The organism is Microcoleus sp. PH2017_12_PCY_D_A, assembly GCF_020738565.1.
GTDB lineage: Bacteria > Cyanobacteriota > Cyanobacteriia > Cyanobacteriales > Microcoleaceae > Microcoleus.
In genome coordinates, this window is the sequence record NZ_JAEQCI010000052.1 from 1 (window position 1) to 19,814 (window position 19,814).

A 19,814-nucleotide genomic window follows, 5' to 3' on the forward strand; every position below is an offset into this window, starting at 1 on the left:
AAAAAGCCTCAAATGATTGCAGAGCAATTATTTGAGGTTTTGAGAATTCTGAATTCTTTTGAAATTAAATCCGATCGAATATCTGCGGAATGTGGGTAACAATCTCATCGCTGATGCACCAAACCCAACTGGTACGTCAGAATTATACTTTTTGTGGCGATCGACAATTTCGCATCTGACGCACCCTACCACTGCTACTCATTTTTAGGTACGTTGTTGCGATGAAAGCGCTCTTTTATAAATATATAGCACTTCTCAAAATGAGGTACGTAGTTGGGCTTCAGCCCTCTTAGTTTATTGCTTATATAAGCTGTCAGTCATACCTCATCTTTCTGAAAACCGCTATATAGCACTTCTCAAAAAGGTGAGGTACGTAGTTGGGCTTCAGCCCTCTTAGTTTATTGCTTATATAAGCTGTCAGTCATACCTCATCTTTCTGAGAACCGCTATAAGAAAGAGCGCTGAAGCGCAACTACGTACCTTTAATCTGACAGTTGCGTCTTGCACTGGTAAAGAGCGCTGAAGCGCAACTACGTACCTTTAATCTGACAGTTGCGTCTTGCACTGGTAAAGAGCGCTGAAGCGCAACTACGTACCTTTAATTTGACAGTTGCGTCTTGCACTGGTAAAGAGCGCTGAAGCGCAACTACCTACCTTTAATCTGACACTTGCGTCTTGCACTGGTAAAGAGCGCTGAAGCGCAACTACCTACCTTTAATCTGACACTTGCGTCTTGGACTGGTATTGTTGGATGAATGCTTGCAGTTGTCGGAGTTCGCAAGCTTCGGCAAGACGAATCACTTCTTTGACAAAGGCAGCCTGGTTATCATCTTGAAGTTGTTCTGCAACTTCGATAATGCCGTCCAGTTCCCCGTTTTGTGCTAGCTCAAATAGTTGGTTTAAAATTTCGGTTGCAGGTGGCTGAATTGACTCGGCTGCAACATCAGCATTCTGGTTCGGATTGTTATTGGTGTCATAAATCCAATCCAATTGCAGATGTTTTTGCATGAGTTCCAGTAAGGTTTCAGCTTCTACGGGTTTCGGCAAAAAGTCACTTCCACCTGCTTCCAGACTCTTGTGGCGATCGCTTTCAAATACGCTTGCAGAGGAAACGATAACGATGGTTTCTTTGAGTTGGGGATAAGTCTGTAGGTTCCGCAAAAACTCATACCCATCCATCACAGGCATACCTAAATCGGTAATAATTAAATCTGGTGAAGTGTTGAGCGTTTGTTCAATTCCTTCGAGTCCGTTGCTGGCTTCAATCGTTTCAAAACCGATCGGTTCTAAAAGATTGACTAAAACTGAGCGATTTTCCCAAGAGTCATCAATAATCAGAATTTTGTGTCTTTTGCCTTCATATCCAGCGATCGCCCTTTGGTGAGATATTCTCGCAACAGATGTCCAATTGTCGGCTGCGGGGAGTTCTACTTCAAAGGAGAAGGTACTGCCTTCACCGGAGATACTGCCGACACTAATTTCACTCCCCATAATCGAAACAATTTTGTGGCTAATTGCGAGTCCTAAGCCTGTGCCTTCACCTTGCTTTTCGGTATCACCAACTTGTTCAAAGGGGAGGAAAATTTTCTCGATTTGTTGCGGGGTCATGCCAATTCCGGTATCTTGAATGTGAAACCTAATCTTTTTGCCAACAGATTCAACTTTGAAGGTGACACCGCCGCGATCGGTAAATTTAATCGCATTTCCCAGTAGGTTAATCAAAACTTGACGGAGACGTTTTTGATCTGCCAAAACTCCGAGAGGTAAGCCTTCGTCGGCTTGAAACTCAAAGTAAATCCCTTTTTCTTCGGCACGGATGCTGTTGATTTCGACGACATTTTGCAGGAAGGAAGGGAGGTGCAAGGGTGCGGGATTCAGTTCGAGTTTTCGGGCTTCGATTTTGGAAAGATCCAATATATCGTTAATCAGGGTGAGCAGGTGAGAACCGCACTGATAGATGATGTTGATGCCGTTGCTTCCTTTGGGAGTCAGGGGTTCGCTGCGTAGCAGGATTTGGGCGTAGCCGATAATCCCGTTGAGAGGTGTCCGCAATTCGTGACTGATGTTGGCTAAGAATTCGCTTTTGGCTTGATTGGCAAATTCGGCTGTTTCTTTGGCTTGCTGAATATTTAGGTTGGCTTGCTGAATTTCCTGAAACTTATCTTGCAGGGCTAGGGCCATGAGTTGGAAGTTATTAGACAGGGTGTTTATTTCGCTGATTGAACTGTTGGGAATTTGCAGTAATTGTTGTTCTGTAAGTTTGTCGGGCAAATTGTTGGTAATATTGGCAAGTTGCAGCAATGGTTTAACTAGACTGCGACTAATGGTTTTTGCCAGAAGCGGGGCGAGAATTGCGATCGCCATGAGAATCGCGAAGCTTTTGGTATAAATTTGATCGAGCACTGCTAAATGGGAGGCGCTGGGTTGTTCGATCGCAATTATCCAAGGAAAATCACCGCCAACAGCAGTTTTCTGCACGTAAAATGACTTTCTCCAGCGCACAACCTTGGGCGTGTTGGGGAGGATCGGTATCCAAATATGGGTATTTGGATTCAGCCGATTAATTTCACCATTCCCATCTTTATCAAAGGGTTGCGCTTCCTTTAATTCCTCGCGAGTGCTGGAAATGACGCGATTTTCGCGATCGAGCAAACTCACCATCCGAGTCGATCCGGCTTGACTGTTGAGCAACAGTTGTTTCAATTTGTCGGCGTCAACTTCTGCGAAAACTTGACCTACCAGGCTGTTATCCCGGAAAATGGGTACTGTTTGGGCGATCGTCGGCGAGTTCGACACCGTAACGATATCGGATAGGATCGGCTGTTTGGCTGTCAGTAAAGCCTGCAATGGCAAACTATCGAGTTTTGTGATTGAATTGCGATCGGTATTTGGGGGAGTAGTGGAATTGAGAATTTGCCCGTTGGTGTCTGTAATGTAGAGATTGTTGAACCCTGGAAGAGTCGATCGGGCTATTTGAATTTTTTCCTGAATCCCCGAAGCATCCAAGAGATCGCTATCCCGAACATTAGATGCCAGTTTTTGTAGCGTCTCCAGACTTTGCTGATGCCAGTTTTGTAAATCCGCACTGACAGATTGTCTGATATCTTCCAGATGAACTACAACATTTTTTTCTTGAACATTGGTAGCATCCTGACAGTTCCAAATGGTTAAAACTAATGCTGGTAGCAAGACGAAGGCTACCAGCAAATTTAGGAGTGTTTGTTCAAAGGTATGAGTTTTGAGAGTCTTGACACCAAACCACTTTGCAATGGGCGTGTGAGTCAGAATTAGACTAGCAATCAGAGCACTACAAATTTGATTAACTGGGTTTTTGAAGGAAATAAATAGAACGGTTTGAGGAGGAATTTTAGCACAAATAACATAGAAAAACCAAAGGAGCGGAAATCCAATTGTTGCCCAATAAAAAACATCAATCAATAATAAATTCTTACTGCGCCGTAGTCCCAATCCTACAAAAATTGCCTCCAGTGTGAAGAGAACAAAACCGTAGGGATGTTTCCAAAGAAAGATTGTATAAGCATTAGAAATTACGGCGGCGAGTGTTCCCCAACCTAATCCATACAGTCTCACAACCACCATGATAAAAATACTACCAAATAGCCAGTTTGCATGGAGAATAATCGGAATCGTGAAATAGTTGCCCGCACATCCTAAAACCAGCAGGCCAATCAAGAAAACAGTCGGTCGCCATTGTTCTTTTGAATAATTTATATGTCTTGAACCGTTGCCTAAACCTGAAATTAGAGTCATTTTCTTGCTGATATATTTAACGATTGAAAGCTCACATAGAAACTATCGGCAATGCAGGCGAACTGAATGAATCTCCAGGAGCGCACTCTTGTAGAAGACTCGAAAAATCACTGAAGCTTGAATCCCTTAGCCGCTAATTGTTGGCGCAGACTTTGAATTATGACACTATCGACAGTATTTTCGCCTTTATCCGTACTGGCTTTGCGTTGGCGCTCGACATATTCGGTACGCTTTTGAGATAACTCGCGGATCGTCTTTTTAATCCTTTCTCTTTCCGTTTTCTTGCCAGCTACATATGTTCTTTTTTCAGTTAGCGTCATACCTCGCATAATTTCTGGCAAACTATCATCTGATATTTCCTCTAGTTTCACTATTCCTTTTTCGAGAGCATCGAGCAAGTCCCAAGAAGCATTATCATAGTATTCAGAAGCTTTGGAACTACTGCGGGAAGCAGCAAAGGTGCGAGCATTACTATCTTCAGCAGCTTGACGTTGTTGTCCTATTCTTCCTTGCCTACCATAGGGAATATAAGTTTCATTTAATTTACTATTCCAATTAGAAATTTCGTCATCGTAAGGCGACTTAATTACCACAATTACTTGATTTTGATTGATATTGAAGTTACTACCTTTTGCCAAAGTAGCTCCTGATACCCAAAGTTGTCGTTCCTGACTTTCTGCTGAACCACAGTAGATAGTATTAACAAGAGTATCTCCTTTTACAGCGAGATTGACAGATTGAGTCCAAACTATAGGGCCTTGATCGAATGGTTCATTACCAGCGATAAAAATGACACGAAAATCTGCCGGATTTTTACTCCAGTTTAATTCTTGCATTGCCGAGCGAATTACCCAACCGGCATATTCTTGACCGCCGTTGGTTTTGATACTAAATAGCTTTTCGGATACTAAATCTAATTCAGGCGTAAATCCAGTTAACAATCTGACAAAACCTTCTGAAGAGGGTAAAGTGTCGTTACCGTAATGATAGAGAGCAACTTCTAAATCTGGCACTTCGCCATCTTTGGTGACTTTAGATAAAAAATTCACAATTTGCCAAAGTTGATTGCGAGTCTGGTCTATCAGTCCATCCATGCTGTTGCTGGAATCTAAAAGGATGGCTATCTGAATTTTTGCTTTGGCAAAAGCGGCTGTGGGGGAACATAAGATAATTAGAGTTAAAGCTGTAGTGAATAACTTTCGAGCTAGTTTTTGCATGGGATTTTCCTTGGAAAATGATTTTTTACCTAATTATAGTCATTGGTAATTTAGATTTAGTTCCTGATGTCAAGTAATTTGTAACAATATTTTACATTGGGGTTCGATTCATGAGAGGACGTACTAACTCCGATCGCAGAAACCAGACAGGATTGCCAAGATTGATAGTGGCACAGTCCAATCCATTCCAGGCGATGTTGGATTGGCACAAGTTCGACAATTGCTAGGAAAATGAAATACTAACTCAAGCGTGCGATCGAACTTGTGAATTCTGAATTTTTAGAGGTATAATTAGTATTATTAATTTTTGATTAGGGAGTTTATGCTTGTGATAGCAGTACGAGATAACGATCGCTATTTTACACCCGAAGAGTATTTTACTTGGGAGGAGCAACAACTGGAAAAACACGAACTGATCGATGGTCGGGTTTATGCGATGACTGGTGGCACTAGAAATCATAGCGATATCGCGGGAAACTTTTTGGCGATCGTCAAACCTCACCTGCGGGGCAGTGGTTGCAGAACCTACAATTCCGATTGCCGAGTCAATATCTTCAATACATCTAACTATCTCTATCCCGATCTGAGCGTCACCTGCGATCCCAAGGATAATTCTAGTGTTCAATACATTACCTATCCCTGCTTAATTGTGGAGGTTTTATCGGATAGCACCGAAGCTTACGATCGAGGGAAGAAGTTTGAGAAGTATCGCCGCAATCCGAATCTGGTTGATTATGTGTTAGTCAGTTCAGATGAAATGGCGATCGATATTTATCATAAAAATGATGCTGGTGAATGGGTGATTTTGAGCTATCGGGAGGGCGATATAGTTGAGTTGCAAAGTATCAATCTAAGTTTGCCGATCGAGCAATTATATGAGGAAATTGTTTTCGAGCGACAGCCCTAGATATACGCTCCTTACACGGTAGATTTTAGAGGCGATTCTGGCAGAGCCATTGGAGCAATAATATTTTTCAGATGAGGTGATTTTTGATGAAATTATGTGGGGATTTGGCGATCGCTGGGGTTAATTCCAAAATCTCAAAGCTCAAAGCTTAAATCGATCGAGGTAATTTACGTAAGTTTACAAGATCGTGTCACTTTTTCTCACCGACAGGGCGATCGGGGCGGTTTATTCTTTGAGTTAAGGCAGACAAAAAGCTGTTGGGAATGTTCCCAGTTAAACCGCAGATGTGCGGTATAATTCAACTAGGAATAGTATAGTACCGCATCTGCGACACAATTATAAGTTATGCGGCTCAGTCTTTGGTGGAGAAAGTAGGCTGAAGTCTTAGTTGCTAGCAATCAGCGTGCTAGTTTTATACCAGACATCTGAGCTACCATCTCAGCGCGCGACGAAACTTTCAACTTGCGATACATCCGCTTCAACGCTTGCTTGACAGTATTTTCGGTAATCCACAGAGCCGCACCAATCTCTGCGCTGGTTAGTCCTTGGGCTACCAATTCGGCAATTTGGGCTTCACGCGAGGTAAGCCGATCGCAGTTCAATATTGGTAATTTCACAGGTTGAGATCGTAACGCCGCCAGTCGAGTAGATAAATGCAGACATAAAGCACTTAAATCTGCCAAGTCTTGGGCATCAAATGCCGAATTATTAAAATGCCGGGTAAAGGCAATGCCACCGACAAGCTGACCGTTATGGACGATCGGGCCAATCATCACATGCCCATGATCGGCACGGGGGCAGATCGTTTGCCAAACTCCAGGCGATAAGATTACTTCCTCATGTACGGGAGCATGACGTTCCACAAGGTAACGCAAGACAGGATTATGGTCAAGCGACAGTGCCAACCTGACGAAACCGGGAGTGTTGGCATCAATTGCCGGAAATTCATCCAGAAAACTTAGTCCCCAACGAGTCGCAGCAAAGTATTCGCCGATCTGGGCCATGACGGGCTGACGCAGTTCTGATTCAGTTTGAGCTTGAGCGATCGTTTGAAATAGCGACTGCAAAGAAGTCTCCATAATTTTTGCTCTGGCTGCTCCGGCAAAGTGTACTCGATCGAGGTCTATGAAGTCTTGCTCAAATAGCATTAGTCTGATTCTACAAGTAAATTCACGCCAAAACAATCTAGATGAGGAGCAAGAGGGAAAATGATTGAAATAAGTTTGTTTAACTATGTTTCTCCCATTGTAGTTGGGACGATATTTATTTTGCTGACAGGTTTAATCCCTGAAGATCGTCGCAGAAGCTTTCATTCTGTTGTTGCGGCTGCAGCTTCTGGAACTTATTTAGGTGGTGAACTAGGCAAACTAGAGCCTATATTTATGGTTGTCATGGCTGCTTCAGCCTTCTTTGGAATCAATAATTGGAAATTGGTTGGTTTAGCTTGGTTTCTTCACGGCGCAGTCGATCTCGTTCATCACTCCATCAATTCTCCACTTCTCTTTTGGTATATCCCGTCATCTTTTGAATGTTTTATTGTGGATTGGTATTTTGCAATTTATTTCCTACTTGACGCGCCCAACCTCACTGCGAGGCTGATTAATCAGGATGTCGGCAACAATCCCAGCCATCCTGATTAATCAGCCTGAGCGAGTAATCACAACAAATTATTTAAGGAACCAGTCATGAATTACTATGCTCATCCAGAAGTCTTAGTCAATACCCAATGGCTTACCGAGCACTTAGACGATCCGAGCCTTCGAGTCATAGAAGTGGATATGAATCCAGATCTTTATCAAAATAACCACATTCCGGGGGCAGTATTCTGGAATGTGTTGAGCGATCTATTTCAACCCAATCTTCGGATTAACTTCGACCCGACTGCGATCGCAAATTTGGTGTCGCGATCGGGAATTACTCAAGATACAACAGTTGTTGCCTACGGTAGTTACCCCGGAACTGGAGCCTGGATTTTCTGGTTCTTGAAGATGATTGGGCATCCCGATGTCAGAGTTTTAAATGGTGGGCATCAAAAGTGGATGGCAGAAAATCGTCCTATTACAGCAACGTTCTCAACGCCCATGCCGACTCAATACTTGCCTAAGCTATTGGATACCAGTTTGCAGGTGTTGTCAGCCGAGGTTCAATCGGCGATCGCTAATCCTAATCAAATATTGGTAGATGTCCGCACACTCGCAGAATATCAGGGCGATATATATCTAATGAAGCCACCAGAAGCAACAGAACGTGCTGGGCATATCCCCAGCGCAATCCATCTTGAGCATACCCTGACACTCAATGATAACGGCACGTTCAAATCATTCGATGAATTGCAGACACTATTCAATAGCAAAGGCATTACCCAAGACAAGGAAGTATTTCCTTACTGTGCCGTAGGGGGAAGATCGGCTTACATCTGGTTTGTCTTGAAATATTTGCTAGGCTACCCCCATGTTCGGAACTACGATGGTTCATGGAATGAATGGAGCCGCTTGCCCAACGTTGCGATCGAGAAATAGACTAAACCGTTCACATGTTAAACGTTAAACCCACAGAAATCAAAACATTATGAATATCACCCCGATCGATATTGTTTCTGGATTCATTATTGCTGCTATCTGGATCTGTGGCTTCTCGGTTATTTCTGAACCCAGACGACGGCAGGTGAATTGCATATTAGTTGGACTCGCTGCATCCACTTATGGCAATCACTCATTCGGTTTGACTGAAGCAGCCGGAACAATCATACTTCTTACGCTCGGTATCCTCGGACTAGGGAACTATCGGTGGCTCGGTGTCGCATGGTTAGTACATTCAGGCTTGGATATAGCGCATCACATTGCGAACGATCCCATGTTTCAATACTTTCCTGCATCGTCCGTTGGATGTGCTGTAACCGATCCAATCCTCGCACTCTGGTTCTTTGCTGGAGCGCCAGATATTTTTGGTATAATCAAACAACAACGCTCACCGTCAAGCTTTGATACTGATAGCCAAGAGAATTGATAGATATATTTGCAATGAAAGAGATGGTAAACACTCAACAAAAAATGACATCTGTAGAACGCACTGCTCAGGTTATTTCAAGACTTTTCCACCCATTTCTTTTGCCTGCAATCGCTTTCATATTCTTGATTATGGCCGATCCAAGCCAAGATTTATTTCACAAGTTTGTTGTTGGAAGTGTGGCAGTTTTATTTTCAGTCATTTTAGTCCCTGCTTATATTTTATTTCTCAAACGTAAGGGTTTGGTTGATTCTGCAGATATCGTTATTCGAGAGCAAAGAATTAATCCGCTACTGGTGGGTGCAGCAAGCTATTTTATAGGTTTTTTGCTGTTAAAAGGTATAAATGCACCCAGTTTGATTCAAGGATTAATGTTTTGCTATGCGACCAATACCCTCCTGGTTGTATCGATCACAAAATGGTGGAAGGTCAGCGTCCATACCACCGCAATCAGTGGCCCTCTGGTGGTGCTTGCTTATCAATTTGGCAACCTAGCATTCCCATTTTTTGGCTTAATTCCATTAGTGGGAGCATCACGACTGGTCTTGAAGCGGCATACAGTTGGTCAGGTTCTAGTAGGTGCGGCTATTGGAGTATTTATGACCGCATTACAAATCCGGTTATTTTTTAATAGGTAAATTACTTCATGGAGATGGTTGTATGCAAGAACGGAATTTGATGGGCTGGATTCATCTATTCGGATCGGTTGCGATTGGTACTTTTGTTTATTCCCCTTAGCGTAATGAACCAATGTTTGTCCTATCCATGCAGATTTTGGTGATCCCTACCCTTACACTTACTGGTTTATGGATGTGGCAGGGACATCGGTTAAAGAAAACTTTCAAATCATCTCAGTCAAAAACAGAAACCTAGTCAAGAGGTATAGCGCAAATGTACTCTTTTATCGTTCGTCAAAAGGTTAGAAAATCATTCGAGTGCTTGAATCGTGGTGATTATGAGTCAGTCCTCAAAGGCATTTCACCGTCAATTACTCATACCTTTAGTGGCACTCATGCCCTTGGCGGTACTCGTCACAGTGTTGAAGCGATGCGGCAATGGTTCCAGCGTCTTTACCGACTATCGCCAGGTCTAAATTTTGAGATCAAAAATATCGCAGTGAGTGGATTTCCCTGGAATACAACGATTGCCATTGAGTGGGTTGATACAGCCACACCAGCAGATGGCTCTCAATATGTCAATGAGGGTGTTCATATTATTAAGATGGTGTGGGGAAAAGTTGTGTATCTACATGCTTATCTAGATACACAGAAAACGGAGGTGTTATGTAAGCAGCTAGTCACCTATGGACTGGTAGAGGCTGGTGCTCCTCCAATTGAAGATTGATGCAAAATTCAATGGTTGTGGGCGATCGCCGCATAACATTGTGCTGAACCGGAACGGAGCATAGGCTGTTTGTTGAGTTGCAAAGGTTATCGCCGTCCGGTGAGCTTAAACGTTAGACCGCTAGGTTAGCTGTTTGGTCGTAATTGGAAAATTGAAGGTGGTGTGCGATCGCCAAGTGTACAAAGTTTTGGTAGAAATCGTAAATTTACGGTGATTTTTCTTGTTATACCATTTTTATAAAATCGTGCAACACTCTTCGACCCCCCTAGCCCCCCCGCTGTATTGCGGGGGGGAAAAAGAATACTGTTGCATTCTTTTTTAAAATTGGTATTAGCTATCAACAAGGCTAGTATTTTTTACCAAGCAGTAATTAGTCCTCAAAACCCGGATTTGGTATTACCAACCGCAACAACTGCAAAAAACCCGGTTTCTTGAAGAAACCGGGTTTTTAAATTCGATCGCCCTCAGCCAAACTTACAATTACTTCACATTAGAAATGCCAGTCACATTGCTACTTGTTAGCGGGTCGATCGCACTTGGAGTCGGATTAATCAACAGATTCTTGTCCTTAGCCACCGTAGAGAGAATCATTAGATCTCTTGCAAAAGTCCTTTTAATCAAATTTAGAAACGGGCTCTTCGGCCCGTTTCTAGCTATTTTTGCAAGAGGTGTACTAGGCGATCGTAAAATCAGCTTCTAGAAAAGCACGATCTTATCGTTTTCGTTGCAGATACCAAGGGGCGCGATTATATTGGGTAATATTCCAGGCATTACCAAATTTTTCGAGTGTCAGAGTTGTTTGAACAGTCTTACCGTAGCCACCATTCTCTTCATAGGCAATAAAATTTCTTTTCCCCTGATTCCAGTTACCGCTCCACTGCACAAACATCACCACATGACCATTATTGCCCACCTGTTTATTATTGATAGCATCACCAGGGCGCAAATCATCTGCATTGTTGACTACTGTATGTGGTAAAGTACCTGTCACAAATGATGCTGTCAGTTCCCAAGCCATACTAATAAAACCTGAACAGTCCATGCGATATCCATCGCGGTAAGTACCCTGATTGTATGGAACTTTTGCATCTACCCAAGCTTTAGCACGCTGCAAAATACGACTTTGATTTGAGGCAGTAGTAGTGCTTTTCCAACGCTGATTACCATTATTGGCATCGCAGGTAATTAGATGAATCCTGCCAGTATTAGTACGAGTTGGAGAGTCTACACAGAAATTAGTTCCATTGCGGCGGATTAAAAACTCCCCACTAGGAAGCTTGACTAAATTCCAGTTTTGATCTGGGTCAGAAGCATTGCAAGGCCAAACATTCATTTCCGAATTGTTGGCAAGATAATGAGCATTTAAGCATTTGCCCGTAGAACCGTGACGTAAAAGCGTACTGCTGCTACTACTACCCGGTAAACGTTCAAATTGTTGGTCTGGATCGTTGATGTTATGTTGAAAAATAGACATCCGAGGATTACCATCAATCAACCGAAAAGAGCTATTTGTATTCAGTGCATATCCGCCATTTACTTGAAAAGTTTCCCCAGCTTGAGCTGCTTTTGCTGTCAAAGCTAAAAAAACACTAGCAATTGCGATCGCACCAATTTTTGGATTTTTTTTGAGATTCACGATCCGACTCCTTTAATGCTGAGTGATTTGATTAATTACGCTCTGGAATATTCCAGCCCATTTTTTTAGCAGTATCTGAGCTGAAACAGGCAATTTCTCCACTTTTTTCGCGACATATTTGGGAATTAAACCAATAAGGTTGGCTCCATTTATCCCATTTGATGTTCGCAGTAGCATTGATGCTTTTTGGCCTAGTCTCTGAGTCTAAATCAACTGGATCCCCACCTCCAGCTTGTGCTTTTTCACCTAAAAGTGAAATAGCTAATTGCAGAATAACTAGAAGAGTCAATCGCCAGAAAATATTTTTTGCATGGTTTGAATTTTTGTGGAAACGATTGAATTTCTGCTTTGGTAGGAACACAGCATCGAATTCACCTTCATGAATAGCCATGATTGTTGTCCTAATAATAGTAGAGACAAACTGTGCTGAAAATTGACAAAAAGACTCCGCAGACACGCCGCACATACGTGTCACAGTTACTGAACTTGCTCAACTGAAAATTAGGCGCGATCGCACTTTTGAATAAATCTCAACAAGTACGATCGAACTTCGCAAATTCCCTTCTGTTTATCTATCAGGGCCGACTCGGTAGTTTTATGCAAAACTCAACCTTTTTTTTGGTAAAGCTTTGTAAAGACTCCGTGAAAGCACCGAAAAGAGTTGGTTTTGGGAGTTGAAGCCCGATCGAATAATGCGCTTTCCCCCCAGCCCGGAAGGTAATTAATTGCCTCCCGGACTTTCGGACTGCGGGATTGCGCGATCGCACGGAGTTGTGCGAGAAATAGCCCCAACTGCCTAACTGTCTCGTACATTTACTTATCAGGGCTAACTCGGTAGTTTTATGCAAAACTCTACTTTTTTTTGGTAAAGCTTTGTAAAGACTCCGTGAAAGCACCGAAAAGATGTGGTTTCGGGAGTTGAAGCGCGATCGGATCGCTCGTTGTCTCGCAGTCCGGCAGGGGTTCAAACCCCTGCCTCATAGCGCAAGTCCTCTCAAAGAGGACTGATCGATCGATTCTGCAGTCGGCGACCGACGACTTTCGCTCTCTCGACGGGGGTTGAAACGAACGGCGGACTCTGCCGGAGTGCACCGAAAAGTTCGATCGCCCCAACCGCCTAACTGTCCCTCATATTTATAGGATTTATGCGCGGTGGCCAGAAACCGGGTTTTTTGCGAAAATTATGCGCTGTTACCACAAGATTAGGCCAAAAACCCGGTTTCTTGAACTTGGTGCGTAAGTCCTCATTTACTTATCAGCCTCAACTCGGTAGTTTTATGCAAAACTCAACTTTTTTTTGAGACAAATTTGTAAAGACTGGGTGAAAGCACCGAAAAGATGTGGTTTCGGGTGTTGAAGCGCCATCGAATCCCTCCCTTTCCCCAAAATCCGGCAGGGAATCAATTCCCTGCCTCATAGCGAAAGTCGTCGGTCGCCGACTGAAGAATTCATGAGTCCTCTTTTAGAGGACTTTCGCTCTCTCGGCGGGGGTTTCAACCCCCGCCGGACTTGTCGAAGTATCTAAAATCTAAAATTGGTTGACGGCGGGTACACTATGCGGCTACGCTGTGAATTGAGAGGTTGCTTTGCTTGCATACATAGGAGGCAACCCGCGTCACCCAAAAATTTAGTTGCACTCCCTCCGCTCCGCTCCGCCCAAAGCTGCTGGTAACAGCAATGGACAGCATAACCGCCAAACTGGTACAAGCAGTCTGGAGGCTAACAGGAGATTGTAACATCCTCTGTGGCCGCCCTGCTATGTGTTGAAATGCGGGGCGGCTGGATTTTTGGGTTTCCTTAGAAAACCCAAAGTCAGGAGAACATAATATGTCACAGGAATTCGTACCCGACGAAAACGAATCTGATTGCGAAAATTCCGACTCAGCAGCCCTATCCGAACAGGATGTGCTGCTGGTAACGGTTGTGGGTTCGCCCCAGGGTGTCCGGGAAACCATACTCACTTTGTACCGATTGGGATTTGCCTCTGTTGGTGATTGGAGTCCCGTACAGCGCGCGGCAACTGCTGGACAGGTGATGAGCGTGCTGATTCGTCGGAAAGTGCGATCGGACAGTAAGCAGTCGGGAAAGTAAGTTAAGCCACAGCCAAAGGACGCAGCAATGTTGTATCCCTAGGAATGATATCTTCACTGGTTCCCAGGTTCAGGCTTGGGAACCCACCCATATCACTCGCTATCCCACAATCTGGCTCTTAATTAATTCCCTGCCGAGAGAGCGAAAGTCCTCTAAAAGAGGACTGGTAAATTCTTCAGTCGGCGACCGACGACTTTAGCTCTCTCGGCGGGGGTTTCAACCCCTGCCGGACTTGTCGGCGACCGACGACTTTCGCTCTCTCGGCGGGGGTTTCAACCCCTGCCGGACTTTCGGACTTTCGGGGTGCGGGATTGGCCGATCGACCTTTTTACAAAACTCAACATACAATAAAACAGCCACATTGACGGCACAGCAAAGCTTTCAACTACATTTACAAAAAAAATTGGAAATTTCGCAAAAAAATTCCCAACTCACCCTGATAACTAAATGTAGGAACAAAGTTGCGATCGCACTTAACTATGAACGATCAATCCCACCCCTTGGAGGGGGAAGACCACTCATCCGACGACTCCGATCCTGTTGGGGACTCAGGAAAATCTCGAAATTGCGATCGCAAACTTCTCTATCAAGAGTTAGACAGCCTTGTCACTCTAATTAGGGAGGAAGCCTCGAATTCTTGGAAGCTAAAACGTTTGTTGAATCAGCTTGTGACTAAAATGAAAAACTCGGGCCTGATCTGGAAAGACAAGGTACCTTACTATGAAGATGCTTTGCAAGAACAGTGGGAGTTTTTCTATAGCAATTTGTGCGAATCCCGCACCGGCACTCAGTACGATCGCGATCGGGGTAATGTCATAACTTGGTTCAATTATTATTTGAAGCGACGGCTGCAAAATTGGGCGGTGAGGGTAGATCGAGAAAATAGCAGGAGAGACGATCGACAACTTGTTTTAGAAGACGGAACTGCGATCGATCGAATAGAGAGTTTACCTGCTGAGGATGACAGTCATACAGTCGAATGTATTCAATTATTTGAACAGGTCAAAGATTGGATCGAAACTAATCCTGATGGGATATTAAACGAGTACATTCGAGGGCGGAAAGATCTGACTTGTCAAGTTATATTGAGAAGCAGAGCATCTGGTAAAGATTTTACCACAATAGCAACGGAGTTTTGCTGTGCTTATCCTACAATATATAGCTTTTACCGAAAGAAATGTCGGCCTCATTTGCAACAATTTCGAGAAGACAGTGGCTATTAATCATACAAAGAGTTAAAATCGGGAAATGAAGAACAATACTACTACAACCCAATCATTGCCAATGCCAATTACCCAAAAGGCAATTCATCTAGCATGGCAATTTGCTTGCGAACACCAACACCCGCAAAAAGTTGAACAGATTTATCTCAACACTTTGGCTGTGTTGGTAGTTGCCGATTATTTTAAAATATTAGATATTGAAACTGATTTAACTCAATGCGATAGCTGGAATCCAGTAATTCGCCTGTTTGAAAATGTGGCAGATTTATATATTAAAGGCTTGGGCAAAATTGAGTGTCGTCCAATTAGGGCTGAACACAAACAAGGAGAAAATGGCAATCAAAATTCTGGTATAAATTTACCTGAAATCTGCCGCGTTCCTACCGAAGCTAGGGAGGAACGTATTGGTTATATTGTAGTAGAAATTGATGAGGATGACAAGGAAGCAAGATTGCTGGGATTTGCTCCGACGGCGGATTCAGGTGAATTAGTATTGAGAGATTTACGTCCTCTGGATGACTTCTTGCTTCACCTTGAAAGAATCTATGAATCTAAAGTGGATCTGCGTCAGTGGTTGGAGAATATATTTACATCGGATTGGGAGTCTGTTGAATCGATATTCGATCCGCAGCCCGAGACTGAACCGACTGAGATTGAAAATCCGGTAAAATCTAATTTAGGCAATTGGTTAAAGAATGTTGCAGAAACCAACTGGCAGAAATTTGAGGAAGGCAAACAAAATTTAGAAGAGCTCATTTTTCCTGATGAAAACCCAGCTTTTGTATTCCGAGGTGGTGGAAATTCCAGATCGCAAGATACTTCACGCGGACATCAAAGCAGTATAGATATGTTTCCCGAAGCTGATATCGTGCGGGCAAAGTTGATTGATTTGGGAATGCGTTTGGGTAGGACAACTGTTGCGTTGTTGGTGGGGATTGCCGAAGATAGCGATCGCGCTGTCAGAGTTCACGTTCAGTTGCATCCGGCGATCGGCGATCGTTACTTGCCAACCAATATTAAATTGTCCTTAATCTCTGATGTAGGAGAAAATTTACATGAAGTAAAATCAACTGTTCAGAACAAGTGCATTTTGCTCAACGATTTTTACGTAGACCCAGAAGAAAGCTTTACTATTCGAGTAGCTTTAGATAATTTTACCATAACAGAAAATTTTGTGGTATGATATTTTGATTAACTGCAATGACATCCAATTTATGAGCAGTACAGTTATCTTGGCTTTGGGATCGGGGGATTTTCAAAAAGGTTTTTCTTGCGTGACAGCGGAGTTAAAAAAACAAGGAGAAACTGTCGCTCAATATTTAGGAAGCTTGCTGCCAGCACCTGAGGTTGACGAGTTGCACAAAAGGTGGAAAGTTAGTTGTCGCGCCACCCAACATCACAGAAGCAGTTCTCGAATCAAAATCAAGCCTGCGGGCAAAACAAATATCTCTGAAGACAAGCCTAATATTATATATGAAGGTTTGAAAAAAGAGATGAACAAGTGGTTGAGTGTTGATGAGTTTTACAGAAAAATAGAGGTAAAACTCAGAACAGAAATTAGCAATCGAGACGAATTAGTTGAAATATTTTTAGAGTGCAATAACTCTGAGATTTGGCAGTTGCCTTGGGATGTGTGGCAGTTTCGCGAAGACTACAATAACTGTGAAATTATCGGCAGTTCCCCTGAGTATAAAAAAACTCCCCAAGAGGCAATGATAGGGGGAATACCTCTAGGTTCGCGAGGCAGAATTTTATGTGTGTTAGGCAACAGCCAGGGAATTGATGTCAGCAAAGATGCCAAAGAAATCACAAAATATCTGGGCGATAGCTGCGACTTGCAATTTCTTCAAGAACCAAATTCCCAAGAGTTACGCAACCAGTTATTTGATGACAAAGGCTGGCAAGTTTTATTTTATGCGGGGCACAGCGATAGCGATATCAATGGTGCCAACGGATTGCTATATATAAATCAACAAGTTGCAGACAATACTGTCACCGTACAAGACTTTAAAGAAGGTCTCAAACGAGCTATTGTCAAAGGATTGGAATTACTAATTTTTAATTCTTGTTCGAGCATGGGTATAGCAGCAGATTTAGTCACAGAAGGTATTTCTTTGCCATCAGTGATTGTGATGCGGGCGCCTATACCGGATTTTATTGCTCAGGAATTTGTGAAGTCTTTGTTTAGATATTTAGCCCTCAAAGAACCTTTGTTTTTAGCAGTACGAAAAGCTAAGAATGATTTACTGCGCTATGAAAATGAATTTCCCGGTGCGAGTGGCATACCAATGCTTTGCCAGCATCCAACTTTTGAGGGATTAAAATTATTAGAATTAAAGTGCGATCGCCCTTTCACTGCACCGACAGACGCTGCAACTCCCGTGAAGCAAAGCTATCCTGTAGGGAATCGTCGCCCAAACCACCCGCAATTTACGATTCCAACTAAATTTATGCAGCGTACCAGCATCAGTTTAGCTGGTTTGGCGATCGGCTATCCACTCATCGGCCCGCATCTGGCATCTGCGATCAACACATTTGGCATGGAAAACCACCGCAACAATCAATTTTTAATCGCGAAAGCTTCATACAATCTAGCTGCATCAATCAATCCTACTAACGGCGAGTCTTCCTATAACTTATCTTTGCTGTGCGATCGATTAAACGAAGACGAGTGTGCGCGAGAAGCAATGAAACAAGCAGTCTGGCGAGGAATTCCCGAAGCTTATGCCCAAATATCTAAATCGCTAATTATCAAAAACCAACCTGAATCCGCTTTAAAAGTAATCGGAATGTGTTTAGAACAAACTCAATTTGATGGAGTGAAATCAGCTTGTTTCAAGAATCGCGGCTGGGTGCGATTGAACCAAAAGCGATACGGCGCAGCGGAAACCGATTTAAGACAAGCAATATCTCTCAGCAATAAGACTCCAGAAGCTCATTGCCTTTTAGCGCAGGTACTGGAAGCGAAAGGAAAACCGCAAGAAGCACTCACACATTGGCAAGAAACACTGAAATCTGCGAATTCCAGCATACCAGAACAAGATGAATGTATCCAAATGGCAAAGGAACGTTTACCAAAAATAGGAAAAAATCAATGAAAAAACAGACGACTGTTGTTATGGGTGCAAGCGCGATCGCATTTACGTTGATTGCGATCGATATTTTGCCTCATCCCCACTTGGGAAGTGACGCCAATTTATCCAAAATATCCGCCAACAACCCGATAATTTCCCCAGCAATCGCAGCAACGACAAGAATACCCAACGGACAAATCCTAAATATTAGCGGCGAAGTGCAACTACAGCGTCAAGATGGCAGAAATGTTCGCCCCAGCGCGGGTACGCCAATTTATCCGGGTGACAAACTGCAAACTTCACAAACCGGACAAATTACGATTCAATGTGCAGATTTAGGAATTAAGTCAATTAAGGCGGGTGAAAATCAATTGAATAGCTGTTTGTTGGCTAGCGACAAGTCGAAGGATGAGTGCAATAAAAATTTAATTAGATGTCCCGATCGCGGTGACGATCAAATTGTTTGGAACAATGCGCCAATTCCTTATATAATCAGTCCGAGGCGGACGAAATTGCTGGGAAATAAGCCAACTTTCCGCTGGAATCCGGTTGCGGGTGCGACTAGCTATAGGTTGAGCATCCTGGAAAATAAAGCGAAGTTAAATTGGGAAATGACGGTTAACGGTACTGAGGCTGTGTATCCGGGGGAACCGGCGCTGAAACCGGGTTTTAAGTACCGATTGATTGTGGAGGCGAATACGGGGGTTTCTTCGGAAAGTCCCCTGGAAGAGGGCGATACAGAGTTTCGATTGCTGGATGAGAAGGAGGTTGAAGGGGTTAAGGATGCTGTGGGGACGATCGAGCAACAAGTACCGAATGCAGCGAGTCAAAAATTGGCGATCGCGCAGATTTACCTTAGCAAAAACCTGATTGCCGAAGCAATAGAAATCCTGGAAAGCTTACCAGCAGCGGGAGTTGAGACGGCGCCCATCTACCGGATGTTGGGAGAAATGTATCAAGGGCGATCGCAACTAATGCCGCAGGCTAAATTCTACTATTTAAAGGCGATTAGTACAGCAAAACCCGACGATATCGAAGAGCTAACAGAGGCGCGTTACGGTTTGGGAGAAGTCCATTCATCTATGAGGGAGAATCGGGAAGCGATGCAGTATTTGAAGTTGGCAAAAGACGGATATCAAACTTTGGGAGATGTGCAGATGGTGGAAAAAATAGGGAAGCAACTGCAAGATGTGCAAAGGAGAGAAGAGAGGAAATAGTAAAGCGCTGTGACGTTAATTCCGGCATGGGTTTAAACCCCTGGCGGACTATCGGGTGGTGCAAGATATCATCTACTAACAAAAACCATAATTCCGGCAGGGTTTAAACCCCTGCCTCAAAGCGAAAGTCCTCTGAATAGGACTGAATAATTCATCATTATGCACAACTTTCATACTCAACAAAGATATGTAGTTTCGCCTCAGCGCCCAAGAAGCGCAATTCTATACCGAAAACCCTGTTTTTCTACAGTCCTCTTTAGAGGACTTTCGCTATGAGCCAGGGGTTTAAACCCCTGGCAGACTATCGGGTGGTGCAAAATATCATCTA

18 protein-coding genes are annotated in these 19,814 nt (G+C 43.4%); 11 read left to right on the plus strand and 7 right to left on the minus strand.

What is annotated here, in order from left to right; genetic code table 11:
* Window positions 1–714 precede the first annotated feature (714 nt).
* A complete protein-coding gene (locus tag JGK39_RS16490; RefSeq protein ID WP_293296859.1) occupies window positions 715–3,771 on the minus strand; it encodes a hybrid sensor histidine kinase/response regulator in 3,057 nt (1,018 codons plus the stop codon).
* 107 nt (window positions 3,772–3,878) lie between these two features.
* On the minus strand, window positions 3,879–4,988 hold the full coding sequence (locus tag JGK39_RS16495; protein ID WP_293258545.1) for a hypothetical protein: 1,110 nt from the start codon (window positions 4,986–4,988) through the stop codon (window positions 3,879–3,881).
* A gap of 328 nt (window positions 4,989–5,316) precedes the next feature.
* Here JGK39_RS16495 and JGK39_RS16500 point away from each other — a divergent pair, with 328 nt between their 5' ends.
* Window positions 5,317–5,895, plus strand: a complete 579-nt coding sequence (locus tag JGK39_RS16500; protein WP_293258543.1) for a Uma2 family endonuclease — start codon at window positions 5,317–5,319, stop codon at window positions 5,893–5,895.
* A 398-nt stretch (window positions 5,896–6,293) separates the two neighbouring features.
* Here JGK39_RS16500 and JGK39_RS16505 read toward each other — a convergent pair whose 3' ends face one another.
* A complete protein-coding gene (locus tag JGK39_RS16505) occupies window positions 6,294–7,043 on the minus strand; it encodes a LuxR C-terminal-related transcriptional regulator (RefSeq protein WP_366048903.1) in 750 nt (249 codons plus the stop codon).
* A 60-nt stretch (window positions 7,044–7,103) separates the two neighbouring features.
* On the opposite strand from JGK39_RS16505, the gene JGK39_RS16510 reads away from it, so the two are divergent.
* The 5 genes from JGK39_RS16510 to JGK39_RS16530 all read left to right on the plus strand — a co-directional run bounded on the left by JGK39_RS16510 (window position 7,104) and on the right by JGK39_RS16530 (window position 10,245).
* On the plus strand, window positions 7,104–7,535 hold the full coding sequence (locus JGK39_RS16510) for a DUF6010 family protein (protein ID WP_293258541.1): 432 nt from the start codon (window positions 7,104–7,106) through the stop codon (window positions 7,533–7,535).
* Between the two features lie 45 nt (window positions 7,536–7,580).
* The gene (locus JGK39_RS16515; RefSeq protein ID WP_293258538.1) at window positions 7,581–8,414 is read left to right on the plus strand and encodes a sulfurtransferase; all 834 of its coding nucleotides are present in this window, start codon (window positions 7,581–7,583) and stop codon (window positions 8,412–8,414) included.
* Between the two features lie 49 nt (window positions 8,415–8,463).
* On the plus strand, window positions 8,464–8,901 hold the full coding sequence (locus JGK39_RS16520; RefSeq protein WP_293258536.1) for a DUF6010 family protein: 438 nt from the start codon (window positions 8,464–8,466) through the stop codon (window positions 8,899–8,901).
* A 14-nt stretch (window positions 8,902–8,915) separates the two neighbouring features.
* On the plus strand, window positions 8,916–9,539 hold the full coding sequence (locus JGK39_RS16525; protein WP_293296861.1) for a phosphatase PAP2 family protein: 624 nt from the start codon (window positions 8,916–8,918) through the stop codon (window positions 9,537–9,539).
* Window positions 9,540–9,792: 253 nt separating this feature from the next.
* Window positions 9,793–10,245 (plus strand): nuclear transport factor 2 family protein, encoded by a 453-nt coding sequence (locus JGK39_RS16530; RefSeq protein WP_293258532.1) that lies wholly within the window; start codon window positions 9,793–9,795, stop codon window positions 10,243–10,245.
* Window positions 10,246–10,957: 712 nt separating this feature from the next.
* Here JGK39_RS16530 and JGK39_RS16535 read toward each other — a convergent pair.
* The 4 genes from JGK39_RS16535 to JGK39_RS16550 all read right to left on the minus strand — a co-directional run bounded on the left by JGK39_RS16535 (window position 10,958) and on the right by JGK39_RS16550 (window position 13,620).
* Window positions 10,958–11,881, minus strand: a complete 924-nt coding sequence (locus JGK39_RS16535; protein WP_293258530.1) for a ricin-type beta-trefoil lectin domain protein — start codon at window positions 11,879–11,881, stop codon at window positions 10,958–10,960.
* Between the two features lie 31 nt (window positions 11,882–11,912).
* Complete coding sequence (locus JGK39_RS16540; RefSeq protein WP_293258528.1) at window positions 11,913–12,272, minus strand: hypothetical protein; 360 nt, start codon at window positions 12,270–12,272, stop codon at window positions 11,913–11,915.
* Between the two features lie 215 nt (window positions 12,273–12,487).
* Window positions 12,488–12,694: a hypothetical protein gene (locus JGK39_RS16545; protein WP_293258526.1), complete on the minus strand. Its 207-nt coding sequence runs from the start codon at window positions 12,692–12,694 to the stop codon at window positions 12,488–12,490.
* Window positions 12,695–13,434: 740 nt separating this feature from the next.
* Window positions 13,435–13,620 (minus strand): hypothetical protein, encoded by a 186-nt coding sequence (locus tag JGK39_RS16550; protein WP_293258524.1) that lies wholly within the window; start codon window positions 13,618–13,620, stop codon window positions 13,435–13,437.
* An 88-nt stretch (window positions 13,621–13,708) separates the two neighbouring features.
* On the opposite strand from JGK39_RS16550, the gene JGK39_RS16555 reads away from it, so the two are divergent.
* The 5 genes from JGK39_RS16555 (at window position 13,709) to JGK39_RS16575 (ending at window position 19,486) form a co-directional block, all read left to right on the plus strand.
* The gene (locus tag JGK39_RS16555; RefSeq protein WP_293258522.1) at window positions 13,709–13,972 is read left to right on the plus strand and encodes a hypothetical protein; all 264 of its coding nucleotides are present in this window, start codon (window positions 13,709–13,711) and stop codon (window positions 13,970–13,972) included.
* A gap of 479 nt (window positions 13,973–14,451) precedes the next feature.
* Window positions 14,452–15,195: a hypothetical protein gene (locus tag JGK39_RS16560; RefSeq protein WP_293258520.1), complete on the plus strand. Its 744-nt coding sequence runs from the start codon at window positions 14,452–14,454 to the stop codon at window positions 15,193–15,195.
* Between the two features lie 61 nt (window positions 15,196–15,256).
* A complete protein-coding gene (locus JGK39_RS16565) occupies window positions 15,257–16,378 on the plus strand; it encodes a DUF1822 family protein (protein ID WP_293302649.1) in 1,122 nt (373 codons plus the stop codon).
* A gap of 31 nt (window positions 16,379–16,409) precedes the next feature.
* Entirely contained in the window at window positions 16,410–18,293 is a 1,884-nt protein-coding gene (locus JGK39_RS16570) for a CHAT domain-containing protein (RefSeq protein WP_293258516.1), read from the plus strand.
* Window positions 18,290–19,486, plus strand: coding sequence for a hypothetical protein (locus JGK39_RS16575; RefSeq protein WP_293296862.1), 1,197 nt, complete (start codon window positions 18,290–18,292; stop codon window positions 19,484–19,486). The genes JGK39_RS16570 and JGK39_RS16575 overlap by 4 nt, the downstream gene beginning before the upstream one ends.
* Window positions 19,487–19,814 lie beyond the last annotated feature (328 nt).